Origin of the sequence: Streptococcus viridans, assembly GCF_900636365.1 — a bacterium.
In the GTDB taxonomy this organism is placed as follows: Bacteria; Bacillota; Bacilli; order Lactobacillales; family Streptococcaceae; genus Streptococcus; species Streptococcus viridans_A.
In genome coordinates, this window is sequence record NZ_LR134266.1 from 1,757,682 (window position 1) to 1,783,020 (window position 25,339).

At 43.5% G+C, this 25,339-nt stretch carries 29 protein-coding genes and 2 tRNA genes; 3 read left to right on the plus strand and 28 right to left on the minus strand.

What is annotated here, in order from left to right; all coding sequences use genetic code 11:
- Nucleotides 1-134: 134 nt before the first annotated feature.
- The 9 genes from rpsG to rsgA all read right to left on the minus strand — a co-directional run bounded on the left by rpsG (nucleotide 135) and on the right by rsgA (nucleotide 7,141).
- Entirely contained in the window at nucleotides 135-605 is a 471-nt protein-coding gene (gene rpsG / locus EL081_RS08990; protein ID WP_003003105.1) for a 30S ribosomal protein S7, read from the minus strand.
- A gap of 19 nt (nucleotides 606-624) precedes the next feature.
- Nucleotides 625-1,038, minus strand: a complete 414-nt coding sequence (rpsL, locus tag EL081_RS08995) for a 30S ribosomal protein S12 (RefSeq protein ID WP_001142332.1) — start codon at nucleotides 1,036-1,038, stop codon at nucleotides 625-627.
- A 216-nt stretch (nucleotides 1,039-1,254) separates the two neighbouring features.
- Nucleotides 1,255-1,791, minus strand: a complete 537-nt coding sequence (locus tag EL081_RS09005) for a hypothetical protein (RefSeq protein WP_126404885.1) — start codon at nucleotides 1,789-1,791, stop codon at nucleotides 1,255-1,257.
- 22 nt (nucleotides 1,792-1,813) lie between these two features.
- Entirely contained in the window at nucleotides 1,814-2,638 is an 825-nt protein-coding gene (gene purR / locus EL081_RS09010) for a pur operon repressor (protein WP_126404886.1), read from the minus strand.
- Nucleotides 2,639-2,767: 129 nt separating this feature from the next.
- Nucleotides 2,768-3,718 carry a 3'-5' exoribonuclease YhaM family protein gene (locus EL081_RS09015; protein ID WP_006597096.1) on the minus strand — a complete coding sequence of 317 codons (951 nt, stop codon included), beginning with the start codon at nucleotides 3,716-3,718 and terminating at the stop codon, nucleotides 2,768-2,770.
- Nucleotides 3,705-4,961, minus strand: a complete 1,257-nt coding sequence (locus EL081_RS09020; protein ID WP_126404887.1) for a DNA recombination protein RmuC — start codon at nucleotides 4,959-4,961, stop codon at nucleotides 3,705-3,707. Before EL081_RS09020 ends, EL081_RS09015 begins: the two co-directional genes overlap by 14 nt.
- A gap of 1 nt (nucleotide 4,962) precedes the next feature.
- A complete protein-coding gene (locus EL081_RS09025) occupies nucleotides 4,963-5,628 on the minus strand; it encodes a thiamine diphosphokinase (RefSeq protein WP_126404888.1) in 666 nt (221 codons plus the stop codon).
- Nucleotides 5,588-6,247 carry a ribulose-phosphate 3-epimerase gene (gene rpe / locus EL081_RS10105; RefSeq protein ID WP_006595523.1) on the minus strand — a complete coding sequence of 220 codons (660 nt, stop codon included), beginning with the start codon at nucleotides 6,245-6,247 and terminating at the stop codon, nucleotides 5,588-5,590. Before rpe ends, EL081_RS09025 begins: the two co-directional genes overlap by 41 nt.
- Nucleotides 6,248-6,262: 15 nt before the next feature.
- Nucleotides 6,263-7,141 carry a ribosome small subunit-dependent GTPase A gene (gene rsgA / locus EL081_RS10110; RefSeq protein ID WP_126404889.1) on the minus strand — a complete coding sequence of 293 codons (879 nt, stop codon included), beginning with the start codon at nucleotides 7,139-7,141 and terminating at the stop codon, nucleotides 6,263-6,265.
- A 331-nt stretch (nucleotides 7,142-7,472) separates the two neighbouring features.
- Between rsgA and EL081_RS09040 the strand changes: the two genes are divergently transcribed.
- The 3 genes from EL081_RS09040 to EL081_RS09050 all read left to right on the plus strand — a co-directional run bounded on the left by EL081_RS09040 (nucleotide 7,473) and on the right by EL081_RS09050 (nucleotide 8,689).
- A complete protein-coding gene (locus EL081_RS09040) occupies nucleotides 7,473-8,393 on the plus strand; it encodes a CPBP family intramembrane glutamic endopeptidase (RefSeq protein WP_126404890.1) in 921 nt (306 codons plus the stop codon).
- 119 nt (nucleotides 8,394-8,512) lie between these two features.
- A tRNA-Leu gene (locus tag EL081_RS09045) sits at nucleotides 8,513-8,595 on the plus strand.
- A 4-nt stretch (nucleotides 8,596-8,599) separates the two neighbouring features.
- Nucleotides 8,600-8,689, plus strand: a tRNA-Ser gene (locus EL081_RS09050).
- A 46-nt stretch (nucleotides 8,690-8,735) separates the two neighbouring features.
- On the opposite strand, the gene rsmA is transcribed toward EL081_RS09050, so the two are convergent.
- The 19 genes from rsmA to asp2 form a co-directional block, all read right to left on the minus strand.
- Entirely contained in the window at nucleotides 8,736-9,611 is an 876-nt protein-coding gene (rsmA, locus tag EL081_RS09055; protein ID WP_126404891.1) for a 16S rRNA (adenine(1518)-N(6)/adenine(1519)-N(6))-dimethyltransferase RsmA, read from the minus strand.
- A 73-nt stretch (nucleotides 9,612-9,684) separates the two neighbouring features.
- Nucleotides 9,685-10,311, minus strand: coding sequence for an immunity protein Imm33 domain-containing protein (locus tag EL081_RS09060; RefSeq protein ID WP_126404892.1), 627 nt, complete (start codon nucleotides 10,309-10,311; stop codon nucleotides 9,685-9,687).
- A 21-nt stretch (nucleotides 10,312-10,332) separates the two neighbouring features.
- Nucleotides 10,333-10,917 (minus strand): ribonuclease M5, encoded by a 585-nt coding sequence (gene rnmV / locus EL081_RS09065; RefSeq protein WP_185946470.1) that lies wholly within the window; start codon nucleotides 10,915-10,917, stop codon nucleotides 10,333-10,335.
- Nucleotides 10,889-11,659, minus strand: a complete 771-nt coding sequence (locus tag EL081_RS09070) for a TatD family hydrolase (protein WP_126404894.1) — start codon at nucleotides 11,657-11,659, stop codon at nucleotides 10,889-10,891. The genes rnmV and EL081_RS09070 overlap by 29 nt, the downstream gene beginning before the upstream one ends.
- A gap of 124 nt (nucleotides 11,660-11,783) precedes the next feature.
- Nucleotides 11,784-11,918, minus strand: coding sequence for a 50S ribosomal protein L34 (rpmH, locus tag EL081_RS09075; RefSeq protein ID WP_003003086.1), 135 nt, complete (start codon nucleotides 11,916-11,918; stop codon nucleotides 11,784-11,786).
- A 146-nt stretch (nucleotides 11,919-12,064) separates the two neighbouring features.
- Entirely contained in the window at nucleotides 12,065-12,715 is a 651-nt protein-coding gene (locus EL081_RS09080) for an HI_0552 family protein (protein WP_414485336.1), read from the minus strand.
- Between the two features lie 80 nt (nucleotides 12,716-12,795).
- Nucleotides 12,796-13,740 carry an RNA-binding cell elongation regulator Jag/EloR gene (gene jag / locus EL081_RS09085; RefSeq protein WP_126404896.1) on the minus strand — a complete coding sequence of 315 codons (945 nt, stop codon included), beginning with the start codon at nucleotides 13,738-13,740 and terminating at the stop codon, nucleotides 12,796-12,798.
- A 15-nt stretch (nucleotides 13,741-13,755) separates the two neighbouring features.
- On the minus strand, nucleotides 13,756-14,571 hold the full coding sequence (locus tag EL081_RS09090) for a YidC/Oxa1 family membrane protein insertase (protein ID WP_006595514.1): 816 nt from the start codon (nucleotides 14,569-14,571) through the stop codon (nucleotides 13,756-13,758).
- Nucleotides 14,572-14,575: 4 nt separating this feature from the next.
- Nucleotides 14,576-14,917 carry a ribonuclease P protein component gene (rnpA, locus tag EL081_RS09095; RefSeq protein WP_006595513.1) on the minus strand — a complete coding sequence of 114 codons (342 nt, stop codon included), beginning with the start codon at nucleotides 14,915-14,917 and terminating at the stop codon, nucleotides 14,576-14,578.
- Between the two features lie 106 nt (nucleotides 14,918-15,023).
- A complete protein-coding gene (locus tag EL081_RS09100; RefSeq protein ID WP_126404897.1) occupies nucleotides 15,024-15,719 on the minus strand; it encodes a CPBP family intramembrane glutamic endopeptidase in 696 nt (231 codons plus the stop codon).
- Nucleotides 15,720-15,878: 159 nt separating this feature from the next.
- Nucleotides 15,879-16,772 (minus strand): TDT family transporter, encoded by an 894-nt coding sequence (locus EL081_RS09105; protein WP_126404898.1) that lies wholly within the window; start codon nucleotides 16,770-16,772, stop codon nucleotides 15,879-15,881.
- A gap of 142 nt (nucleotides 16,773-16,914) precedes the next feature.
- Nucleotides 16,915-17,463 carry a carboxymuconolactone decarboxylase family protein gene (locus EL081_RS09110; protein ID WP_023024535.1) on the minus strand — a complete coding sequence of 183 codons (549 nt, stop codon included), beginning with the start codon at nucleotides 17,461-17,463 and terminating at the stop codon, nucleotides 16,915-16,917.
- 186 nt (nucleotides 17,464-17,649) lie between these two features.
- The gene (asp5, locus tag EL081_RS09115; RefSeq protein WP_126404899.1) at nucleotides 17,650-17,874 is read right to left on the minus strand and encodes an accessory Sec system protein Asp5; all 225 of its coding nucleotides are present in this window, start codon (nucleotides 17,872-17,874) and stop codon (nucleotides 17,650-17,652) included.
- 1 nt (nucleotide 17,875) lies between these two features.
- Nucleotides 17,876-18,064: an accessory Sec system protein Asp4 gene (asp4, locus tag EL081_RS09120; RefSeq protein WP_126404900.1), complete on the minus strand. Its 189-nt coding sequence runs from the start codon at nucleotides 18,062-18,064 to the stop codon at nucleotides 17,876-17,878.
- Nucleotides 18,057-19,412, minus strand: a complete 1,356-nt coding sequence (gene gtfB / locus EL081_RS09125; protein ID WP_126404901.1) for an accessory Sec system glycosylation chaperone GtfB — start codon at nucleotides 19,410-19,412, stop codon at nucleotides 18,057-18,059. The genes asp4 and gtfB overlap by 8 nt, the downstream gene beginning before the upstream one ends.
- Nucleotides 19,396-20,910 (minus strand): accessory Sec system glycosyltransferase GtfA, encoded by a 1,515-nt coding sequence (gtfA, locus tag EL081_RS09130; RefSeq protein WP_126404902.1) that lies wholly within the window; start codon nucleotides 20,908-20,910, stop codon nucleotides 19,396-19,398. Before gtfA ends, gtfB begins: the two co-directional genes overlap by 17 nt.
- 10 nt (nucleotides 20,911-20,920) lie before the next feature.
- A complete protein-coding gene (gene secA2 / locus EL081_RS09135; protein ID WP_126404903.1) occupies nucleotides 20,921-23,296 on the minus strand; it encodes an accessory Sec system translocase SecA2 in 2,376 nt (791 codons plus the stop codon).
- A gap of 45 nt (nucleotides 23,297-23,341) precedes the next feature.
- Entirely contained in the window at nucleotides 23,342-23,788 is a 447-nt protein-coding gene (asp3, locus tag EL081_RS09140; protein WP_232011421.1) for an accessory Sec system protein Asp3, read from the minus strand.
- A 5-nt stretch (nucleotides 23,789-23,793) separates the two neighbouring features.
- A complete protein-coding gene (gene asp2, locus EL081_RS09145) occupies nucleotides 23,794-25,338 on the minus strand; it encodes an accessory Sec system protein Asp2 (protein WP_126404905.1) in 1,545 nt (514 codons plus the stop codon).
- Nucleotide 25,339: the final 1 nt, after the last annotated feature.

Sequence of the window (25,339 nt, forward strand, 5' to 3'; positions counted from 1 at the left end):
GGGCTAAAGTTAGTTAGCCGATTTGAGCCGGAACGGGATGCTGTGTGAAAAAGATAAACTTCCTTGTATTCGTCGAATACTGCGTCAGTTTCCTATTTTCACCTTGCATCCTTACCGTTCCTAGCATCATGATCTTACCAGCGGAAGTGTGCGAAGGCACGGTTAGCTTCAGCCATACGGTGAGTGTCTTCACGTTTCTTAACAGCTGCACCAGTGTTGTTTGCAGCATCCAAGATTTCTTTAGCAAGGCGGTCAACCATTGTGTGCTCACCACGTTGACGAGCGATGGTTACCAACCAACGAAGTCCAAGTGTTGTACGACGTTCTGGACGAACTTCAACTGGGACTTGGTAGTTAGATCCACCAACACGACGTGCACGTACTTCAAGTACAGGCATGATGTTTTCCATTGCTGTTTCAAATACTTCAAGCGCGTCATTTCCAGTAGCTTCTTTGATTTGCTCAAAAGCACCGTAAACGATTGAAGCTGCTGTACCACGTTTACCATCAAGCATAACGCGGTTGATAAGACGAGTAACTAGTTGTGAATTGTAAAGCGGATCTGGCAATACATCGCGCTTTGGAGCTCTATTTTTACGACTCATTTCTCTTTATCCCCTTTCCTTATGCTTTTGGACGTTTAGTACCGTATTTAGAACGGCCTTGTTTACGATCGTTAACACCTGCAGTATCAAGTGCACCACGGACGATATGGTAACGTACCCCTGGAAGGTCTTTTACACGTCCACCACGAAGAAGCACCACGCTGTGCTCTTGCAAGTTGTGTCCGATACCTGGGATGTAGGCAGTAACTTCGATCAAGTTGCTCAAACGTACACGAGCGAATTTACGAAGGGCAGAGTTAGGTTTTTTAGGTGTCATTGTTCCAACACGAGTTGCAACACCACGTTTTTGTGGTGAAGAAACGTTTGTTTGAACTTTTTTATGACTGTTGTAACCAACGTTCAAAGCTGGTGATTTAGATTTTTCTACTTTTGATTTACGCGGTTTGCGAACCAATTGGTTAATTGTAGGCATCTACATTCTCCTGTATTTTTTTATTTTTGGTGATGATACACTTGGTGACAGCTACCATCTGTGTGTACTTTTGCAACATTTGTCAGCACGTCCCTGTACACTCTTGAGAGACCAAAAGTAAAAAGTACCGTCTATTATTGTAACATAGCGGTACTTTCACTGTCAAGATTTTTTTCTCTTTTTTGCACGATTGCTTCTTCCTAAAACCGCGCTACATTATTGTTCAGATTGTTGCGTTACAGCTGGAATTGTTGCATTCGAAACCTGAGGAACCTCATTGGACTGATACTGAGGGACTTCTGCTGGAACCACTTGTTGAGGTTGCCCTATTTGGTTAGCTTGATTCAGATCAGTTGATTGAGTATTCTGGTTGGTTTGCATGCCATAGTAGTCTACAATATATTGAATACGAGCTTGGAAGGCCTGTTTCTTGGTTTCGTCCTTCACTTTTTCTACGGCCTCTTGGGCAGCGGTTAAGGTTTCTTGAGTTGCAGTCGTTTCAAAATGAGCAACTGCTTTTTCAGCCGCTTCAGTTATTTTGGCTTCCTCTTCTTCTTTGACTTTTTTAGGGTCTTTCTTCTTAATAGGAAGAGAACCTGTTTTTTTGGTTTCTTGTTTCACCACTGTAACTTGGTCTGCAGAATTTTTACGAACTGTATAAAGCCCACCGACAAGAACTCCTGTCAAGATGAATATCGTTGCCAATCGAAGCCATAGGGGACTACGATCAAAACGGTCTAAAATTGTTTTCATTTTCCTTTCTCCCTCTCCAGCCTTAGCTCTTATCGAAAATATTTCCGATTTCTACATCAATTTTATTTTCTGCTACATCAATGTTGGTCACACGTAGAAGTGACTTGTGATCAAATAAATCTTTACTTCTAGCCGAAGCATTGTCCGCAAAAATAGCGACTCCCGCTAACTCTGAATCGAACTCAGCCAAGAGGCTAACCATCCCACTGATGGTTCCCCCTCCTTTAAGGAAGTCATCGACAATCAGAACACGGCTTCCAGCCTTCAAACTACGTTTGGATAGGAACATTTTCTCAATCCGATCGCCACTAGAACCAGATACGTAGTTGACGCTGACCGTTGAGCCTTCTGTAATTTTTAAATCGCGACGCACAATGACAAAAGGAACATTTAAGACATTGGCTACCGCGTTTGCTAATGGGACTCCCTTGGTTGCCACCGTCATAACAGCATCGATTTTTTGATCTCGGAAGGCCTTGGCAATAATGCGCCCAATATTATTTAAGATTTTTGGATCACTTAGCAAATCCGAAAGGTAGATATATCCACCTGGTAAAATCCGATTACTTTCTGACAATTGATTGCACAAATTTTGAACAATTTCTTTTGATTCTGCATCAGAAATGGAAGGAGTAAAGATGACCCCTCCACCTGCACCGGTAAGAGTTTCAATGTTTCCAATTTCCATCTCTTCAAAGGCCCGTTTAATAATGACAATGTCTTCAGAAATAGAGGATTTGGCAGATTCGTATTTTTCGGCAAATGTATTTAAACTCGTCAATTCGTAGGGATGATTAATCAAGTAATTCGAGATCACAACCATCCGCTCACTTCTTCTTAGCTTCATTTTCTCTCCACATAGTTTTTTATTGTATTATACCATATTATACCAAAAAACGAACATTGTTAGTCTCACAACATTCGTTTATCGTTTTTTTACTAACAAACTTAGAGTGACCTTTTTGGCTCCTGTTTATTAGGAATCTTTTAAATTCGGCTTATAGAAGGAACGGTTATCCAAGGCAAAAATCTTATTGGTCATTTCACCAGGGCCCACTAAAGCCAAGGCAGAAGTCATCATCATCATTTCTGCATCTAGGTTATCAATCATATGGATGATCTCCGCTTCCATGATTTTTGGACGAACCGGACTACCATATTCTAGTAGACCATGGTGACTCAAAATCACATGTCGCAACACGATCACATCTTCTTTTTGATCATCAATCTTCAACTCTTGTAAGACCTTGGTAATTTCTTCATCGATCAGAGCAATGTGCCCGATGAGGTTTCCTCGAACCGTATATTCCGTATTTTCAGGGCCTGAGAGTTCCAGTACCTTGGCAAGATCATGGAGCATGATTCCGGCATAGAGAAGACTTTGATTTAATTGAGGATAAACCTGAGAGATGCTCTCAGCCAAACGGACCATAGTGGCTGTGTGATAAGCTAAGCCTGTCTCAAAGGCATGGTGGTTGGTTTTGGCCGCAGGATAAGAGTAGAACTCTTTGTCGTACTTGCTGTAGAGCGCCCTAACCACACGTTGCCAAACTGGATTTTCTATTTTGAAAATCATCCCCGACAGGTAATCTTTCAAATCGACTGGATTCACTGGAGGTTTTTCTTTAAAGTCTGCTGGGTTAGACGGTTCCCCGTTTTGAGGCAACCGCAAGGTTAATTGATTGACCTGGGGCGTATTATTATAAACCTCCCGGCGGCCGCTCATATGAACGACGCGACCAGCTTGGAACTGCTCCACATTATGTGGCTGAGCATCCCACAATTTTCCTTCAATCGTGCCTGTCTCATCTTGGAAGACAAAGGCAAGATAGTTCTTTCCAGCCCGTGTCTGACGAACATCTGCTGACTTAATGAGGTAGAAGCCTTCAAATAATTCGTCTTTTTTCATTTGATTAATTTTGACCATCATCTTCTCCATCTTCTAAATTCAATAGGCTTGCTATATCTAGATTCTCTGACGTTTCAATGTTTCGGAGTGTACGCTCGATAGCATTTGTTCTCCGGTTTAAGAGTTCATCGATGTTGCCAGAAGCATGCTTCAACTGCCGTTGGGTCTTTTCTAAAACGCCTCCAAATTTTTGGAACTCCGTCTTGACGGAAGCAAGGACCTTACTAATATCATCTGCGCTTCGTTGAATATTAAGAGTCTTAAATCCAACCGATAGGGAATTTAACAAGGCCGAAAGCGTGCTTGGACCCGCGACGACGATCTGTTCCTCTCTTCGGAGGCGATCAAAGAAGGCTGGGTCGCGGACCACTTCTGAATAGAGGCCTTCCGTCGGTAAAAAGAGAATCCCAAAATTAGTAGTGGCAGGCGGATAGAGGTATTTTTGATGAATGTCCTTGGCAAATTGTTTGATACTAGCCAATAGGAGCTTGCGACACCGCTCAATCTCCTCTTTCTCTCCACCTTCATAGGCTTCTTCCAGTCGGTAATAACCCTCCAGAGGAAATTTAGAGTCGATTGGCAGATAGACGTATTCCCCTCTGACCTGACCAGGCATCTTGATGGCATACTCGACGCGTTCGCTGGAGTTGGGAACTGTTACAAACTCTCTCTCGTATTGGGCGGGAGTTAGGATATCTTCGATAATCTGGCCCAGTTGGAGTTCTCCCATAATCCCACGGGTTTTGGTATTGGAGAGGACCTTATTGAGACTTCCCACATCTCTAGCGACCGTCTGCATTTCCCCAAGGCCTTTATTGACCGATTCCAATTGTTTGGAGACCGTCTCAAAGGAGGTTTGGAGACGACTATGCAAGGTTTTTTCTAGTTTTTCTTCGACCGTTTGACGCATCTGCTCCAACCGCAAATCATTGGAAGCTTGAATCTGTTGCATCCGCTCGTCCGTTTTGTCTCGGTTTTTAGTGAAATTCTCAGCAAGTTCTGCTCGTAAAGCAGTCGTTTGCTGATGCATTTCTGTCCGTAATTCCATTAGTCGGTCACTGATCGCCATCTCTATCTGCTGGCCAGTGATTTGCTGAGCTTGTCGCTCTCTCTCAAATCGGTAATCCAGCTGATCCGAAAGATGATCTTCTTGATCTTCTAGTAAGTCACGGACCTGTTTGTTATCCGTTGCCCGTTGCTGGTAGAGTAAGAAGAGCAAGACCATATTTCCCACTCCTAATACAAAAAGGATTAATTCCATCTTATTTCCCATCCTTGCTATAAATAATAAGGGCATAGCCTCGATCAAGGGTTAAGGTAATCGGCTGATTGATAAACTCGTTGGAACCATAAATAGCCTTTTTAAAATAATTGGTCTGATTTAAGGGATACTTGGCTCCTTCAATCTGGATGGAAGCTCCCTCAACTGGCATAAAAGCTACATAGGTATAGCCTGCTATAGGCAGAATGGTATGGCGACCTGCTGGACGATAGCAGAGATAATTTTGTTGGTCCATCAAGCACAGTTGCGACATAAAGGGTGCAATCTCTGGATCGCTGGGCAAAAAAACGCTGGCCAAGTGGTGATCCAGGCGACCACCAAAAGCTCCAAAGATTAGAATTTCCGCCTGAGGCCAACCTGCTAATACTTCCTTAATCGCCAATTCCAGATCCGTATCATTTTTTTCTGCTACCGAAGTCCGTAATTCGTGAGCCGCAGATTGAATACTCTGGAATTCCTCTGGCTCGACAGAGTCAAAATCTCCAACTGCTAAAGATAGTTCCAATCCTTGCTCTAATAGGAAAAGGCATCCTGCATCCACTCCGACATAAACATCCAAGTCTAGCGGAACGGCTTCCACTCGGCCTCCAGCTACAATCGCAACCTTAGTCTTGGATGGCTGCTCGAAGGGTTTGAACTCGTTCATTCACATCTCCATTAAACACATAGGAACCTGCTACAAAGACGTTTGCTCCTGCTTCTTTCGCAGCGTGAATCGTCTTGTCGTCAATTCCCCCATCGACTTCAATATCGAAATCCAAGCCTTTTTCTTCACGCAATTGAACCAATTGACGAATCTTATCCATGGTTTCTGGCAGGAAGGCTTGCCCACCAAATCCTGGGTTGACAGTCATAACAAGTACTTGATCTACCAAGTTCAAGATGTGTTGGATACTTTCAACAGGGGTTCCTGGATTGATGACCACACTTGGTTTCACACCTGCCAAACGAATTTTTTGAAGGGCACCATGGATGTGTGGAGTCGCTTCTACATGAATGCTAATGATATCTGCCCCAGCACGCGCAAACTCTTCAATATGTTGCTCAGGATTGGTAACCATCAAGTGGCAGTCAAACACTAGCTTGCTGTGAGGACGCATACTAGCAACTACACCAGCTCCAAAGCTGATATTAGGCACAAAGTGGCCGTCCATCACATCGATGTGAGCGTACTCCGCACCAGATGCTTCTAATTTTTTCAATTCACTTTCAAAATTTGCATAATCTGCACTCAAAATAGAAGGGGCTAATTTGTTTATTTTCATATTATTCAGATCTCCTTATTTGGGTAATTTTTTCGATACTTTTTTATAGGTTTCTCGTCTATTTTCGATCTCACTCAAAAACTGTAAGTAATTCTCAAAGCGGAAGGAAGCTATGATTCCTTCCTCAACAGCAGGCTTGACGGCACAGGATGGTTCATGTGTGTGGGTACAAGTACGGAACTTGCATTCCTGACTTACCTTGGCGATATCTGGAAAAGCATGATTCAGATCTTCCGCATTATCGACTTCATAATCTAAAGAGGAAAAGCCAGGGGTGTCCGCAATTTTGCCCCCATTGAGATCATAGAAACTGACAGCTCTCGTCGTATGGCGGCCTCGTCCAAGACTATCGGAAATCTCTCCTGTCTCTAGCTCCAACTCCGGAGCCAAAGTATTCAAGAGGGTTGATTTCCCCACTCCTGTTTGGCCCATAAAGACCGTCACCTGATCCTTCAAGAGAGGCAAGAGCTCTTCCTTGTCCGTGACAAAGTCATAACCCATTTGGCGGTAGACTTCCTGGAAAGGAAGCATCTCAGCTGGATCTTCTAGTAAGTCCATTTTTGAAATATATACAACCGGATGAATCGCCTTTTGCTCCAAGAGGACCAAAAAGCGGTCCAATAAATTAACATTAAAATCGGGCTCTTTGGCAGACATGATGACAACAGCCTGATCAATATTAACAATCGGTGGACGGACTAAGCTATTCTTTCGCGGGAATATTTTTAAAATGTAGCCTTCCGAATTTTCTTCTGCTGAAAATTCTACTTTGTCTCCAACATAGGGAGTTTGTCCCTTTTTCCGGAAATTTCCTCGGGCGCGTGTTTGGTATATTTCCCCCTCGCACTCCACATAATAAAAACCGGCCAAGGCTTTAACAATCGTTCCTTGCAACTAGCACTCCTTTAAAGTTAATACTACCATTATATCAAAAAATATACGATAGCGCTTGCTTACTTGGAGATGAAAAAAGAAGTCCATTCAGTTTTTTTGAGCAAGATGCAGACAAGGGGTTGTAAACGTTTTCAGATAGGTTTATAATAGAGGAGACGGACATAATATATATGCCTCTTGTGGGAAGTACAAACTATTTTATAGAAAGGAAGTGACGGAGACTGATACATTTCTTGACGAAGCTACCTGATTAGTAATGAAAGAAGCCCTCTTTTTGGTGCCTGATTTCTGACTTTCTTACTAATCCCTGCCAGTTATAAGGAGGTCCTTTATGAGTTTTTCATTTCTTTCTAAGAGTAACCCTCTCGTTTCTAATGTAAAGAAAGGGAAGTTCTTAACCCCTTGGTTTTTAGCTCCCTTTATTCTCTATTACATCACCCAGTACATGTCTCCGATCAGTACTGCTTCCACAAACTTCTTTTTGAACAAACAAAGTTGGATTCCCGACTGGTGGAATATTCTGGATCTTTTGTCCTTCCTCTATACCATCATAGCCTTCTTCCTCTGGGTGAAACTCATTGAAAAACGACCGGTTCGGACCATGGGCTTTTCCAAAGGAAATGGACTGTCCGAATTCGCTAAGGGAGTCTTGGTCGGCGCCATTATGATTACCACGGTATTAATCGTCTTCTTTATTACTGGTGATGTTCGTTTCGATCGCATTCAATTTAGTCTTCCTTTCCTCGTATCTTGGATCTTGGTTCTGGTTGGCTATATTTTTCAAACGGCAGCAGAAGAAATTTATATCCGTGGTTGGTTGATTCCGATTATTTCTTATCATAAGAATGCTTACTTAGCTATCCTCATTTCTTCTACCATGTTCTCCTACTTCCACTTGAACAACAACGGAGCTTCTTGGCTCTCAACGGTTCACCTCTTCGTTTTCGGTCTCTTCACAGCTGTCTATGCCTTAAAGAGAGGAAATATCTGGGGACCTTGTGGCTTCCACTTCGCCTGGAACTTCATTATGGGCAATGTCTACGGCTTCCATGTCAGTGGCTTTGATAGTGAATCCTCTCTTATGTACTTCACGACTTCAAACCGGACCTTTATCACAGGTGGTGAGTTTGGACCTGAAGGCGGGATCCCTGGCTTAGTCGTCTTTCTCCTTGCTCTCTTATGGGCCATCTTTATTCTCAAAGATACCTCTGCAGAACAAGAAGAACTCTATCCTCAACTAAGTTATGAATAAGTAAAAGAAAGAAAAGGCTGGATTTTCCCAGCCTTTTTCTATTTCCTCTATAGGTTCGATAAAAAGAAATATGCTATTTTTTCTTGGCATTTCTTTTAAAAAGAGTATAATAGAACTATGCGGAGGTGGTGGAACGGCAGACACGCATGCTTCAGGCGCATGTGCCCCTTCGGGCGTGAGGGTTCAAATCCCTTTCTCCGCATCTTGGAAAGGTGGCTCAGCTCGGTACAGCACCGGACTCGAAATCCGGCAAGTGGATTTTTCTTCACGCGCGGGTTCAAATCCCGTCCTTTCCTTCCATCACTCAAAAAGACATGGGCTTTGTAGTCCATGTCTTTTCTATTATTTCATTCCTGCTTCTAGAAGACTGTCTGCCAAGCGGGCGAAATCTTCTAAGCTAAGTGCTTCTCCTCGTACAGATGGTTTCAATCCAGCTGCTTGGATCCCAGCTTCCAGTTTGGCTTTGATTTCTTCGGTCTTACCGAAGCGACTAGTCAAGTTGTTCCAAAGCGTTTTGCGACGGTGGACAAAGCTAGCCTTGCTGACAGTGAAGAAGAAATCTTCATCCTTAACTTCCACAGCTGGCTCTGGACGACGGACCATCTTCAAAATGGCTGAGTCGACGTTTGGCGCTGGCACAAAGACGGTACGTGGTACGATAAAGGCCACCTTAGCCGTCATATAGTATTGGACAGCAATGGACAAAGACCCATAAGCTTTGGTATTAGGCTCTGCTGAAATGCGATCTGCCACCTCTTTTTGCATCATAACCACAAATTCTTGGAAAGGAATTTTAGACTCAATCAAGTGCATGAGGATCGGAGTCGTGATGTAGTATGGAAGGTTAGCTACGACCTTGATCGGAAGCTCTGGATTTTTAAACTCTGCGATGTACTGGTTGAGATCCACCTTGAGGATGTCTTGGTTGACAACCGTTACATTATCAAAATCACGCAAGGTATCCGCTAATATGGGAACCAAGCGGTCATCAATCTCAAAGGCCATCACTTCTGCCGCATTTTCTGCCAAAAACTCAGTGAGAGCTCCAATTCCTGGACCGATTTCGATGACATTGACTTGCTTATCGATCTCAGCAGTATCCACAATCTTTTGAAGGATATTGGTATCGGTCAAGAAGTTCTGACCGAAGGATTTTTTAAAGGTGAAGCCGTGACGCTCCAGCACTGCCTTGGTCACGCTATAATCTGCAATTCTCATTTTTTCTCTTTTCTAATCCGTTTAGTGTAAGAAATAATCACTCTATTTCTCTTGTGTTTCTCTACAATCTAGCCTAACAGTCTTCCACAAAAGCATTCTGCTCCGCTTGATAAACATAAGCTTCCCCGTTCTTATCTAAGACGGTTTCCAACAAGGGCTCCATTTCCAGGGCGTCTTCAAGACTGATAATGGTGATCTTAGATGGATCATCCAAGTCATCTTGAGACTCAAAGCCTGTAAAGAACTGCCAACCACTATCTTGTGGGTGATGAGGTTCATCGTGAATGGCCCAATTAATCTCACGTTTCAGAAAGCAATCCTTGGTAATTATGGCCCCTTTTTGCGTATCTAGATTCAGTGGAGGGACCATCAGGCTTGCAATATGTTCCCGCGCAAAATCTAGCTCATCATCAAGCTGGATGGAGGTAATAAAAGCGGGTTGATTGGTTAAACGTCCTTTAAACTTCTCATCGCGGATTTCAGTGAGTTCGACCCACATACGTTCTGCCCGACACCCATTCTCCAAGACTGTATCTAGCACAAAGATAAGGCGAACCTGATCTCCAAGCTTCAATTGGTCGATTTCTTCTTGACTCGGAATCAAAAAATGTCGCGGGTTCTTTTGGTGTTCTGCTTGAACATTCTCTAACGAAAAGCCCATCACTTTTTTCTTATCTGTAAACCGGTCGAACAATCCCATCTTCTACCTCTATTCCTATTTTTAATAACGAACCAAAGCCTCTTCTACTTGGGCCAAACAAATCCCAAACAACTCCAAGCGTTTGAGCAGTTGTTTGCCATTGCAATAGCCGATGCGCAAGGCTTCGCCTAGATATTCCCGTCGTTTGCGACTGTCACTGCCCATCAGCAGGCCGAGTCGCATCAGGTCTGACTTGGTAATATCAAAGAAATGCTCATCTTCATAGGAGCCAACCAGTCCAGCTAGGGCCTTTTCTAAGTCTTCAAAGCTGGCATGCTCTACTCCCAAGGAACGGCCCTTGGTTTTGGATTTGGGTACTGCTTCGCCACGATTTAAAAAGGCATGCTTAGCCTGCGGAATTTCTTGCATGATGATCTTACGAATCCGCTCCCCATTGTAATCAGGATCCGTAAAAACTATGACTCCACGCAACTCCTGCAAGGTGGCAATTCGTTCGAGGTCATCTTGATTAATGGCGGATCCACGTGTCTCATAGGTATCCACCTCATAATAGCGTTTCAGATTAGCCGTATCGTCCTTGCCTTCAACAACAATCACTTCTGGTATTTTTCTTTTCTCAGTCAAGGGCAAATACCTTTCTCGCATTATCATAGGTGGCTTGAGCTACTTCTTCACTAGTCATTCCACGAAGCTCTGCAATAAAGTCTACTACATAACGGGTATAGGCTGTTTTATTTTCACGGCCCCGCTTAGGAACTGGTGCCAGATAGGGTGCATCTGTTTCGACCAAGATTTTGTCCAAAGGTAACTCTTTGGCTGCTTCCTGAATGTCTGTCGCCTTCTTAAACGTCACCACGCCAGAAAAAGAGATCATCATTCCCAGATCCATGAAGCGCTTCGCTTCCTCCAAGGTTCCCGAGAAGGAATGCATGATCCCACCGCGTGGACCCACTCCTTCACTCTTGATAATGGCATAGGTATCTTCTAGCGCATCACGCGTATGCACTACAAAAGGCAAGTCCAGTTCCTTAGACAGTTGAATCTGACGGCGAAAGACCTTCTCTTGAACTTCCTTAGGTGCTGTCATCCAGTGGTAGTCCAGACCGATTTCTCCTAGGGCAACGACTTTGGGATGTTTCAGCTGTTCCAGTAGATAGGCCTCTACCTCAGGACTATAATCGCCCGCCTCAGTAGGATGCCAACCAAGGGTAAGATAAACTTCTGGGTGCTGGTCTGCCAATTCTAATGCTCGCTCAATGGTCGGTTTGTCAAAGCCAACAATATTATGGGCAATGACTCCCATATCTTTTGCTAGTTCTAATTCCTCTTCTTCTCTCCCTGCAAACTCTTCAACATTGAGGTGAGTATGGGTATCAAAAATCTGCATGATTTTCCTTTTCTTCTGAGTTTTTCTTCTTTCTATTATAGCAGAAAGAGCCTCTAAATTCACTTTCGGCAAAACAAAAACCAGTAGTCTCGAGTTTCTACTGGTTTTTAGGTTTTTATCTGAATTACGCAGCCAAAACTTTGCGTCCTTTACGACGACGAGCTGCCAATACGCGACGACCGTTTTTAGTTGCCATACGGTGACGGAAACCATGTTTGCGCGCACGACGAAGTTTACTTGGTTGATAAGTACGTTTCACGATGAATACCTCCTCATAGATTTTGTATTCGTTTAGCCGGCTATAATGTGATCAGTTACTAAACATACTTTACTATTCTATCTGATTCGAGCCTGTTTGTCAATAGCTATGAAAAATTTGTTGGGTCTGGTTCAATGATACCGCTTTTATCGGGCATCTCCTTCTATCCTTTGACGAGTTGCTTCATAGTAGGGACGCAAGCTAGCCATTCCTTTCTTTAATTCCTCAAGAATGGCATCTCGGCTAGTCGCTTGCGATAGATTCACATCGACCTTTACCAAGACCTTTCGGACCTGGCCAGCTTCCACACCTTTGAGAAGACTCAGGCGATTGGCCTCTGTCCCTTGGAATCGTTGACTGACACCTTCGACTTGGGCTAGATAATAGACTAGCGAAGAAACCGGAAGAGTTAAAACTCGGTTCTGCTTTTGTAGACTCTCCTCATCCTTCTTGCGTTCGATAAAACTTACTTCCAAGGATACACCAAAGTCCTTCGCATCCCCATAAAGTCGCAAGGCAAACATCGGATCCGCTATTTCTCCCTCTCCTTGGAGATAAGCCCAAAAATGAGGGCGAAGGATTTGGGCTTGATTCATCCACTGACTGGTCCTGTCTTGTTTTAAACGCGGAAAGATCATCTGAAAATCACTAACCAAATGAGTGAACTCCTTGCGAGCTTCTTGCCCCATCTCTCGATAGGCCAACATTTGCTCTCCATCCTCACCTGCTTTAGCAGGAGCTAGGTACTTGATTCCCTGACAATTCAAAAAGTCTCTCATCTTACTATACATTCCGATTTTCCTTTCTCAAATAGAAAAGGAGAGACCAAGCTTACACTCCTCTCTCCCTTTTGAAATCTTCCTTTTTAGACGGCAGATTAACCTTCAATATCGACGACAACGTAACGATTTGGTTCTTCCCCTTCTGAATAGCTCGTTACTCCATCCATTTTCGATACGATACGGTGGATAATCTTGCGTTCGCTATTAGACATTGGATCTGTATGTTGTGCTTGACCTTCTTCTAGAGCACGACTTGCCAATTTTTGCGCATAGCTTTGAAGGACTTCTGCACGGTGTTCAACATAATCATTGACGTTGATAGCAATGTAGAAATTCTTAGAATACTGATTGTAAAGGTAGTTCTGTGCCAACAATTGAAGGGCCTTGAGAACTTTCCCGTGGTAACCAATTACACGACCTGGCTCATTGGTATCAATCTGCATATTGATGGTTCGACGGTTGTAGCTACTTGAAATGCTAGCTTCTACATCCATTTCATCAATAACAGTTTGAACATAAGAAGTAACATCAGAGACAACCTTTTCAATGTCATAGCTTTCTTCAACTTCAATGCCCAAATCAGCAAAATCAGACGTTTTGCGTGACTCAGTTTCTTTAAGACTTGAATCGAGAATCTCCCCATGACCTTGTTCTTCAAGAATGGTTTCAGGAGCCTTCTCATGTTTAAGAATCTCAGCCTTCACCTCTTCCGAAACTTCTTGGCCTTCTTCTTCAACTTTTTTAATCGCAGCTACCACGCGACCCAAATCAACAGTCTCTTCACTGACACTCTTGACAGGTTCGTTTTGAGCATTAATTTCCTCAGGAACTCCCTTAATAGCTTGTTGATTGGCTTTTGTAACCGTAGTTTCTGCAATCGGTTCGATATCTACCACAGCTGGCTTCTTACCAAAGAGACCGAGGAAGCCTTTCTTTTCACGAGAAACGATCGTAATATGTGCTTTCATGCGCGGGATATCTAATTCTTTCAAACCATTTTGAATGGCTTCTTCAACATTGATTCCTGTATATTGGACCATCTGTCAAACTCCTTCTTAGTTTTTCTTTTTCTGTGCTTTATTAAATGCACGTCGTTTTTGTTTTTCTATATCTTTGATTGCCTGTTGCTCTGCTTCACGCGCCGCAATGATCTTAAAGGGATTGTTCAACAGGTAAGTTTGCCCAACTTGGTAAGCATTGGAAACTACCCAATAGAGTGCAACCCCGCTGGCTGAGTACATGGCGAAGAAGAAAATCATCACTGGCATTGCATACATCATGGCCGTCATTCCACCATTTTTTTCTGGCATGGCTTTGTTGCTTAACCAGGTACTAAAGAAGGTGAAGACCGCTGCCAAAACTGGCAAAATAAAGGTTGGGTCTGTTGCGCTCATATCCAACCAAAGGAAATGACCGACTTTTAGGAATTCTACCCGACTCAAGGCTTGGAATAAGGCCATCAAGACTGGCATTTGAATGAACAATGGCAAGAAGGCAGAAGAAGTCTTGACTCCTTTTTCTTTATAGAGGGCCCGCATTTCCTCTGACATACGAGTGCGACTTTCCAAATCTTTCCCAGGGTACTTGGCCTGGATTTCTTTCACTAGAGGCTGAATCTCCTGCATTTTGCGCGAGGAGGTCATTTGGTATTGGAAAACTGGTAAAAGAATCGTCCGAATCAAGAGAGTGAAGAGGATAATCCCAACTCCGATGTTTCCTCCGATAGAAAGAAAACGGATGACTTCTGCAAAGAAGTAGACGAATTTTTCCCACACTCCTGATGATTGAGAAGTCACTTCAGACGTTCCACAGGCAGTTAATAAAAGGAGGGCTCCTCCGAGTAAGCTAGCTATTTTTAGTTTCTTTTTCACGTAATTACCTTTCCTGATGATAGACTTGCGCTAATTTTAATACATGGACTAGATTTTTTTCGACCTGATCAAAATCCAGTTCCTCAACTCCCTTTCGAGCAATCACAACAAAATCATCTGCTACAAGATGATCCTGGTGCTTCATTAAAACATGACGAATCAAGCGCTTGATTCGGTTGCGTGTCACAGCATTTCCTAATTTTTTACTCACGGATAAGCCGACACGGAAATGGGGCTGCTCTTGCGGCAAACGGTAGATCACAAATTTTCTATTCGCACAATTCATACCACTTTTAAAAATGGCATTGAAATCTTTTTCTCGCTTGACACGATAGCTTTTTCTCAAACTCCCACTCCCTCTTTTAAATTTATTCTATTATACCATAATTTCAAAAAAAACCAACGACCTTCTGGCCCTTGGTTTGAAGCCTTCTCCAGTATCGTCAAAACGACTAGGAGAAGAGATGCTGGATGATGGACAAGATGATGGGCAAGCTATAAATGAAGTTCAAGCCGATATGAGCAAGGATAGGATAATACAAGGAGCCCGTCTTTTCATTCAGTAATCCAAAAAACAGGGAAGGGATGATATAGATCAAAAAACTCATGATGGTAAACGGATGGTAAAAGAGTTGGATTCCCCCATAGACAAGTGCCGGTCCCCATACACTAGCATAGAGGGGCCAATTTTTAAAATAAGTTTGAACAAGGGCCCCACGGAAGATCAACTCCACTGTCATCGGTCGAATGACGACCACTAATATGAATAGGATGAGAGAGCCTATAGCTTCTAAATTCACTGGAAAGGAATGATAAATAGCTAGACGACCTTTGGTGAACCCACTGAGAAAGTAGTCTAACCAATAGATGGCACAACTTGTGAATATAGTAGCGTAGATAGCGGGAAGGAATTGTTTCTTCTTTGCCCATTGAAAAACGGTACGTGGACTGTATTTCTTCACCAATGAAAAAACAAGCATCAGATATCCTGCCTCTAAAAAGAGAAGGGTCCAAAAATAGCTAAGGGCTTGGCCGACTTGGTTGCTGACCAGCTGGGCTAACTCGCGAAATTGTGGTCGAACTAAGATATAAAAGACCAGTAGTAAAAGTGGATAAAAGAACTTGGCCTTTGTTTTTAAAAATTTCATACATTCCTTTCAAGGGATTAAAAATGATTTATTGCATCTTACCATAATCATTCCTAGGATTCAATTAGAAAGTGGACAAAAAAGAGGTCGAGACAGCCGTCTCTCACCTCTAGTTTTTATTGGAATACAAACTTATTGTAGTCGCCCATCAGCTTCCCTCTACCCTTTTCTGTAAGTCATAAAACCCACTAGCACCGACACAAGAATGGCTAGGCAAAGAATGGTCTCAAACCAGACAAGGGGCCTTAACAGAGAACTTTGCAATAGACCTTGGGCCATTTTCAGGGAAGTAGCTGTGATGACCGTTGGGAAGGTTAAGGCTGAAAAGGCTGGTTGAAAGCCCTCTTTTATCATTCTGGGCAGACGCGTTAAAACGAAGAAATAAAAAGCTTGAGAGAGACCGATCATGATAGATAACAGCCAAACCGGTAGACTGGCTCCACCCACACGAACCAGGGCCGCTAACAGAAGATAAAAGGGCGCACAATAGATGCCTTCTTGCCCCAATAAGTGGCTCGGTAAAGGGGCGGTTTTCAATCCCTGATAGATCAGCGGGTAAAGAATCAAGGTTAAGACAAAGCCAAACCCGAGAGTCAGATAGGCCAACTCAACCACTCCTACCACTGGATAGGTCAAGGCTGCCACAGCAATCCCCACATAAAGGACGGTCCAACTAGGGGTTGCATTGGCTCTTGGTTTTGCCAATATATGGCTCTTGGTAAAGTAGAAAATCAAGCTACAATCTAAGAGGAAAGCAGACCACCAAACTGCCTGGGCGAGTCCTCCAAATGTCGGAAAGAGTCGGAAAAGATAAGTCGATAGTATCATCCCAGCCATGGGAAAGGTCGCCATTCCAGATAGAAGGGCTGGTTCTTGAAGTTCGATCTTGGTTTCTTGCCAGTAGATCAGATGGTGACACAAAAAGAAAGCCCATAGGATCAAACCCGTCAAACTGAATAAATGAGCCAGAACTGGGAAAGTATCAGACAGAAGGTTTCCCGCTCCTGCTAAACCTAATAGACAACCTGAAAATGCTAAAGGAATCTTTTTCATCTTGATCTCCAAATATTTTATCGTTTTCAGTATACCATAAAAGAGAAGGAACCATATCAAAAAAGAAGTAGGCATAAAAGCTACTTCTCATTTCCTTATTGTTAAGCTTGGCTCCATCATTTCATGCACAAACTTGGTTCTTTTACGCGTAGGGTTGCAATTCTGGATTGATTGGTGTGTTGGCTAGGTTATTGGCGTAGTTACAGAGACTAGCTAGACTCACACCTAGAACCACATCCAAAGCATTTTGGTGACTATAACCGGCTTCTAAAAATTCAGCTAAGGCCTCATCTCCAACGCGTCCCTTGGTGTTGATTACTGCTAGGGTGAATTTAGCCAAGGTATCCAATTTAGGATCGGTTTCAATTGGAGTACGATTACGCAGAGCTTGAAGAAGGTCATCGTTCATTTGGATTTGTTTGATCGAAAAAGCTGTATGCCCTGCCACACAGAAGGCACAACCGTTGGTCACAGCTGCAGTGATTTGGACCACTTCACGTTCAACTGGTGTCAAACTGTTACGGCGGTTAATCGCACCGACTGTACGATAGGCTTCCAGAGCTGTTGGTGCATTTGCTAAAAGACCGATGAGATTCGGGATATAGCCGTTATTATCTTTTTGGACGGTTTCAAGAACCTCTTTTACCTCTTCTGGTGCTGTCTCAACTGTATGAATCTGGAATGTTGTCATAAATGTACCTCTTTTTTCTCTTGGTGACACTTAGTCTATCATAGAATAGAAAGCTTGAAAAATATATATTTCATATACCTTCCATAAAAAATAGTTATCACCAAGAAGAAAAGGTTGAGACATGTCAATCCTACTTCCGCTCTCATTCAAAGTCGCTACTTCAAGAGAAAGGTTCTTCCTATCCTTCTATACCCGTGAAAGGAACAGATAGATAAACAAGGTTAAAAAGAAGAGGACACTAACGATCAAGGTCGCTAGCTTGATCCCTCGACGGGCTAGCCAATAGCTTGGCTTCCCTAAGTTACTGGTCGCATCTGTTGACAGTGTTTGTTGTTGACGAGGTTGAAAGATTACCAACAAGATTAGACTGATTGATAGAAGGAAAATCAGCACAACAAATAGCATGTCCATCTTAGCCTCCAAATACTCGGAAAAGGGTGAGCAGTACCCCCAACAAGATAACGAGGCCGATGATGACATTTAAAGTCAGATTGACGTTTTCTGAGCGCGTTGCTTTTTCTTTTTCTGCGGATCGTCGCTTCAGCGCATTCATCCGTCCTTCTACTTCTTTATAAAACAAATCCTTCTTCTGATCAGGCATTTCTATCACCTATCCCTTCTTGGAATCTCGAACGGAATACTTCCTGTTCGATCGCGTTAGACTGTACAATTTGATTTGAAACTGCTTGTCGGTAGTTCTCTATTGATTGATAGATTTCTTTGATGCGTGCCACGAGTTCATCTTTTTTTCCTTGCCTAAAGACATTTTCCTGAGCAAGATAAGGCGGGTCATGTAAGGTTTGTTCAAAGCCAAGGATTAGCTGTTGGTATTCAAAGGCCTGACGAACAATCCCTTGTACCTCCCCAAAATGATTGATGTCTAGATAGATACTAGACTTGTGAAGGAGTCCCTTGATCCGCTCCTGGCTAATATTCTGATACAAGACCAAATTGGGGTAGCGAACCAGAGACATAAGTTCTGGAGACATTTCTGTCACAGCAGCAACTCGGAAGGTCACATCCGGTAATTGCTCTAGCAAATAAGGTAAGGCTTCAATCTGATCTGAATTTGTTAATACAAAAGCATCCTTACGGATATCGTCTTTGACAGCAAAATCGTAGATATAACCAAGAGGGGCAAAAAAGTCCTCTTGCTCTGCTGATACCAACTGTAGGGCACGGCGATAGGTCTCTCTTTGAGGGATGAAGATCTTCTTCGTCCGTATCTCTGGACTGTTTAGGATCAGTTGCATATTGCCTGGCAAGCTATCCTGTAATGGCTCTTGCCAAACCAAGAAATCTCGACCTGCAATCCCCATTTTGCCGAGTTGCAAACTCAAAGCAAAAGACTGTGCCAGCGTATTGAAGAGCACTTGATCCAAAGCAAAGCCTCGGACTTGGACATAAAAGACGTAGAAATCTAGTCGATTTTTGAAGATCCGCATGGGCTCATGATCCAGCGTCAAGATCAAATCACCTGTTTGATGATTTTCTGTCAGGCGTTCCATCTCTCCTTCAAAGTAGGTGGTTAACAAGGGATTGCCCTGACCATCACAACTGGTTACCGCTATTTTTCGACCGTATTGATCATAGTGATCCACTGTCCTTACTTGTCCCTCTTGATTGAACCACTCTACCCGCTCGACGATTCGCTTATGAGTCGCTCCTTGGTAATAGATACGCGCTTTTTCTTGGCCGTAATAAGAAATCCGTCCACCAGACGCATCCCCAGTGATTTCCCAAAAATCAGGGACTAAAATTTCGTTAAAGAAACACCCCCGTTTTTCACCTGTCGGTCGACCTAAAAAGTAAAGGAAGGGCGACTCCACTCCATCAGGTAAAAAACCATTTGGTTCCAAGACGATTGTTGGATGCGTGTAACCTGCTCTTTGTAAAGAATAGAGCAGATCTTGGCTTTCGCGCGAAAACCGATCAAACACGTTCAGCATGGGTCACCTCCTCAATCAATTGAGTCCAAGCTTTTTCAACCTTACTGGTTAGAAAATCTTCTGCACGCGCATAAGATGTTTGACGCATAGAAGTCATCTTTTGACTCTGGTATAGCAAGCAGATCATTTCAGCGAAGGACCTCGCTATCCTGTCCACAACCTGGTCTGGGTCAGTCGGAAGCAAGTAGCCATTCTCCCCATCTCTAACAAAGTTCTGACTGCCGTAGGGTACATCAAAGCCAATGATTGGAAGACCAGAACCAATCGCCTCCATCAAGGTTAGACCAAAGCCTTCACTAGTTGAAGCCGATAGATAGACTTCATAATCTTTGTAAATAGCCGTCAAATCCATATGCCCTTTGAGCTGGATATAGTCCGTCGCTCCTAACTCTTCAATCAGAGACCGCAATTTCTCTTCCTCTCCGCCTTTTCCATAAATATCAAAAGAAAGGGACGGTAGCTCTTTTTTTGCTTCGACAACTGCTCGTACTAACCAGTCGATGTGTTTTTCTGTTGCCAGACGCGAAGCAGTCATCAAAGAAAAAGGTTTACGAGAGTCACTTTGCGGTAGACTGGCAAGACTTCCTACCGGAATGGTGTAAATAACAGGAGAATGATGGGTATATTTTGCAAATTGCGCTGCTAAAACTTCCTTTTGGCGATCGGTCGCAACAATAAAGAAGTCCACCTTATCTGCATTGGTAAATTGGTAATCGTAATAATTGTTCCACAAAATATATTGATCATCAGTACTGTTGACACTATAGTGCTCCGCATGGACCACGACTCCTAGACGAGCTTTTTGGGCCTCTTCAAAAATAGGTTGGCCGATGTCAGTCTCCCGATCCAAAATCACCAGATCTTGTTTGGTCAAGTTGAGACTTTGCATAAAGTAGCGAATCAATTCCTGCCGACCGAAGAGATAACGATCTGGAAAACGGTAAATCTCCTGACCATCTGCCAACTGCATCCGATAGGCCACACTTCCATCTTCATTGTAGAAACGTCGTTCAATCAAGTTGGCTTGATTATTTTTAGGGATAAAGTACTCTGTACAGTAGCGAGTATAGGAAAAATAGTCTTTTCTGACTAGAATCCCTCTGGAAACATACTCACAGCGCTCTACATAAGGACTCTTTTCGTCCCGAAGATAGCAGGTCAAAAAACTGTCTTGGTCTTCATAGAAATAGCGCTTCACCTTCCCTGTGGTCTCTTCTCGCGTTGGCTTCCCAGCGAACCCAGCCAGGACTTGATCCACCGTATAAGTGGTTGGCGCAATTTTGATATCCGTAAAATGGGTGTAGATCCATATGATTTCATGGTCTTTAAATCCAATATTCTCTGTTAAGTGTTGAATATTGTCTGCTAATATCATATCCATAAAAATAAATTTTGCAGGTTCTTGGATCTGTCTTAGCAACTTGGCCCGATAGGCTTGTGCATACTCGACGCCACTACTGGCCCATCCAATCCCAAGATTGATATTGTATACTGTCATAAATCCTCTTTTATGGGAAATACAGGACAATTTCCCCTTTTGTATTGATTTCTACTCGACTGAGTAAGAGATTGCGAACCATCTGCTCTTTTGCCAAAGCCTTCATCCGATCAAAAGATAAAGAGGCTTCTTGGTAAAATTCGACCAGTGGATTCTTTTGACTGGCGTACTGACCAGACAAGGCCACACGTAATTGTTGCAAATAATCCACTTGTTCCACCCAATTTTCGTCAATAGCTTTTAAGAGCACCATCCGTTGAAACTGAGCAATTACCTCATCGGATTCCAGCCTTTGATATTTAGCAAGCAACTCCGAGCGGGCTAGCTCCCAGAGGAAATCCTCTTTTGCCTGCTTGGAAGGAAAGGCTTGATGGATCTGAGCAGGATTAACCTGATAACTGATATGATCTAAAATATAGTGATAGAAGGCAATCGGGTCTTGATACTTCTTATTTTTAGCCACTTGGGCAAACACTTCCCGAGCAATTTTCTCGATCAGTCCATCCAAACGTCTGTCCAGCCTGATCAACCGATCCCGTTCCTTATAAACCAAATCGCGTTGAATGTTCATACTCTCTGCGAACTCCAAGGTCAAGCGACGACTAGCTTGCGCAGCACTTTCACTCGCATCCTGAGCTTGAGCGACGATGCGTTGGTATTTCCTCCGGGTTAGAGGTTTGGCTTTTCGAAGTCGATCCTCTACGTCGTAATCTTGATACCTATCTTGGATCCAGTTTGGCCCCCAGTGTTTGATTAAATCATCCTCCAGAGAGACAAAAAACTTGGTTTTTCCAGGATCTCCTTGACGTCCTGATCGTCCTCGAATCTGGAGATCTATCCGGCGATTCATCATCCGCTCCGTCCCGACGACAACCAAGCCACCTAAGGCAGCTACACCCTGCCCTAATTTGATATCTGTCCCCCGACCTGCCATCGAGGTCGCAACGGTCACTGCGCCTCTTTGACCAGATTCAGCAATAATCTGCGCTTCACGAAAAGCCTTATTGGCATTCAACAGATTATGGGGAATTCCTTCACGAAGAAGAAGGTTTGAATACAAGACAGACATCTCAACCGAACCGGCAAAGATCAAAATCGGGTTTCCCTTTGCATGAACTTCTTTGATGTAGGCCATAGAGGCATAGACTTTTTCTGGCAAGGTCTGGTATATCTCATCTGGAAGATCCTGCCTAATACGTTTTCGATTGGTTGGGATCTGAATCACTGACATGGCATAGGTCTCCAAAAATTCAGCTTCTGCAACCTTCCCGGTTCCCGTCATACCACCAAGTTTTTGAAACATCTTGAACAAATTTTGGTAAGTAATCGAAGCCATGGCCCGTGTCTCTGGTGTCAAGGAAAGTCCTTCCTTGGCTTCAAGAGCCTGATGAAGTCCCCCTTGAAGACGAGTCAATTCCATAAGACGCCCCGTTGCTTGATCCAAAAGGACAAGCTCCTGTTCTCCTTTTTTATTGGAACGGACGACATAGTCCTTGTCCCTTTTATAGTGTTGATGTGCTTGTAAAGCCAGACGAATATGGCGGACAAGATCACGGTGCTCAGGATCATACAAATGCTGCAGGGATAGAAAAGCCTCGGCTGCTTTTACACCTTTTGGGGTCAACCACACCTGTTTCTTGTCCCCGTCGGCCTTGTACTCTTCACCTTCTTTGAAGGTTCGGATCAAGGTGTCTACAATCCCATATAGATTGGACTGCACGCGAGGAGAGCCCGAAATCACTAAGGGTGTCTGAGCACTATCCAATAAGATAGAATCGATTTCATCTACAATCGCATAGTTCAAATTTGCTAGGAATTGACCATCAACAGAGGCAGTTAAATTTTCTGAAAGATAATCGAAGCCCAAGCTGCTATTGGTGGTATAGACAATGTCAGCTTGATAGAGTAACCGCTTCTTAGCCGGGGAGAGTTCACTCTCAGTGTCTTGAAGTGGAACTCCGACCGTCAAACCTAGAAAACGATAAATCTTCCCCATTTCTTCCGCATCACGAGTTGCCAGATAAGTATTGGGGGTAATCACCATAACCCCCTTCCCTTCTATCGCATTCAGGTAGGCGGGCATGGTTGCCGTTAGGGTCTTTCCTTCCCCAGTTCCCATCTCAGCGATATTTCCTTGGTGGAGGACGATCGCTCCCATGACTTGAACATCGTAAGGAAACATCCCTAAGACTCGCTGAGAGACTTCTCTCACGACTGCATAAGCTTCTGCTAGCAAATCGTCCAGTGTCTCCCCTTGTCGGAAACGACGGCGGAATTCCTCTGTCTTTTCTTGTAACTGCTGGTCTGTCAACTGGGACATTCGATCTTTCCAGCTATTCACCTCGTTTAAGATCTTTTTTATTTTTTTCAATTTTATAGAATCCACTAGGTCCTCATTTACTGCAATCTATTTGGTCCGTATCTGAATATCTCATTTTTCTGACGAAATCGATGAAATCGTGATATGGTGAAAGGTAAACTCTTGCATCCCTGCACTGAGGAGACGCACTTGGTAAGAATAGGCTTGCTCTGGATACACAAACTTAACTTGCCCTTCTGTACTGACTTGCCGGTCCACTATCTTTCCAAAACGGTCCTGGCAAACAACTTCTAGCATAACCGTATGAGCAGGGCAAGAAGTCATCTGAACTTCAACTACATAGGTCTGGCCTCTCTGTAAAAGTGGGAGACTGGGTGCCATCCGGTCCTCCCCATAGCTTGTGAGAGATTTCCAAGTTTTTAAGACTTGACCAGAAGGCATCAAAGGATTCATAAACCGAATCTGATCTTCTGCTAGTCTTTCTATCACAGACCCCCATAAATAATCTGCTGAAGAGATTGGCCCCCAATAAAGGGGACGATTTTTTTGCTTTCTCATCCTAATCATCCGCTTCTTCCAAAATCTCTTTCCATGATTTCTCTGTATTGGGTCAAGAACCACTCGATGATGGTTTCCGTTGCATCATTGTGGCGACCCGGCCGACTTGAACTAATGATCCGAATAGGCTGGTGATAAAGAGCTTCTAAAATATCTGAATAAGCCTTCTGGTCGTAGTCATCATCCCTCATATAAGCCAAGGCTAAAATGGTATCCTTCAACTTTGCTTTATGAAAGCGATCCCAAAAACGCTTGTTCAAGGCCTCTATCCCTGCACTCGTCACTTGACCGACTAACAATTGCATCATATCGAGTGAGGTTCCAAATTCATCTGGCCGTTTAAACTTCAGATTAGCAGCTACATCCCCAAGGTTGACAATTGGTTTCCCAACCAGAATCGCATGAGGCGAGTAAGGGGCTCCATAGTAGAGGGCTCCATAAGTGCCCATCGATAGACCTAAAAAGTTCAATTCTTTTGGACCGAAACCTAAAGATTGGAGATGGTAATCGATAAAATTCTGAATCTTCTTTTCTAACTCTGGAGAGCCTAGATAAAAGCATCCTCCCTCTAGACGCGGATCTGAAAAGAGAATGAAGGGAGCTCCCATATTTTTCATCATGACAAAGCCTTCAAAGCCCTCTGCAGGACGATAGCCAGAAAAATAGATATTCAGAGGTGGCTTCAGGTCTCCTGGATGGAAATAAGCAAAAATTTCCTGATGCTTGCTGTCTCTGAGAGTCTGTGAACCAAGAGCAATTTCTCCAAAAGGCCCATGGGAGAAGCGCTTGTGCAGAGCACCAATCACGAGTCGCCCCTGCCCCTTCGCTTCCAGTGAAAAGGTTAGGTAATAACGACCAAGCTCATCAATCAGAACCGGACTTTCCAAATCTACTTCTGAATAGACAAGCTCCTTCGCTAAAGATCCCAAGGTCCCACTCTGGAAAAATTGGACCCGCAACTGGATCTGACAGTCAGGAGTTTTTTCGTACTCTAGCCATAGATCCGTAGGAATGGCCCCATCATAAGAATAGGTGTTGACCCACTGGGCTATGGGAGTAAACTCCTCTCCATAAGAGCCATCAAGTTCTAAAAAATGCTTGCCTTTAACCGTTTGCCTGCCTACAAAGTCAGCTCTAACTCGTAACTCTCTAACACTAAAGGCATCCCCATACTGTCCGTCATAAAGGAAACGATGGAGTTGATAGAGGAAGTGAGCCTTATCAGAAAAATTCCAAGCCTTAGCCTGAACCAGCTGTCTCAGATGATCCACTTCTTCTGTAACTGACTCTTGATCATATGTTTGATCATAGAAAACGGTGTAGGGCTGAAATAGACTCAATTCTTCTTTGAAGCTCAATAGCCTTTCGGGATGATCCAGCACCAAAGCCTTAAACTGCTTGATACCTTGCTCCGTCATGTAGTCCTCTATCTTTAGAGGTGTTTGAATAGAAAAATAATGCCAGGTAAGACCTTCTGGAATTGTCACTTCTTCCTGCCAATTTGTAGGTCCAATTTGAAGAATATGGCCCGTTTCCAACTTCCTGTCCATC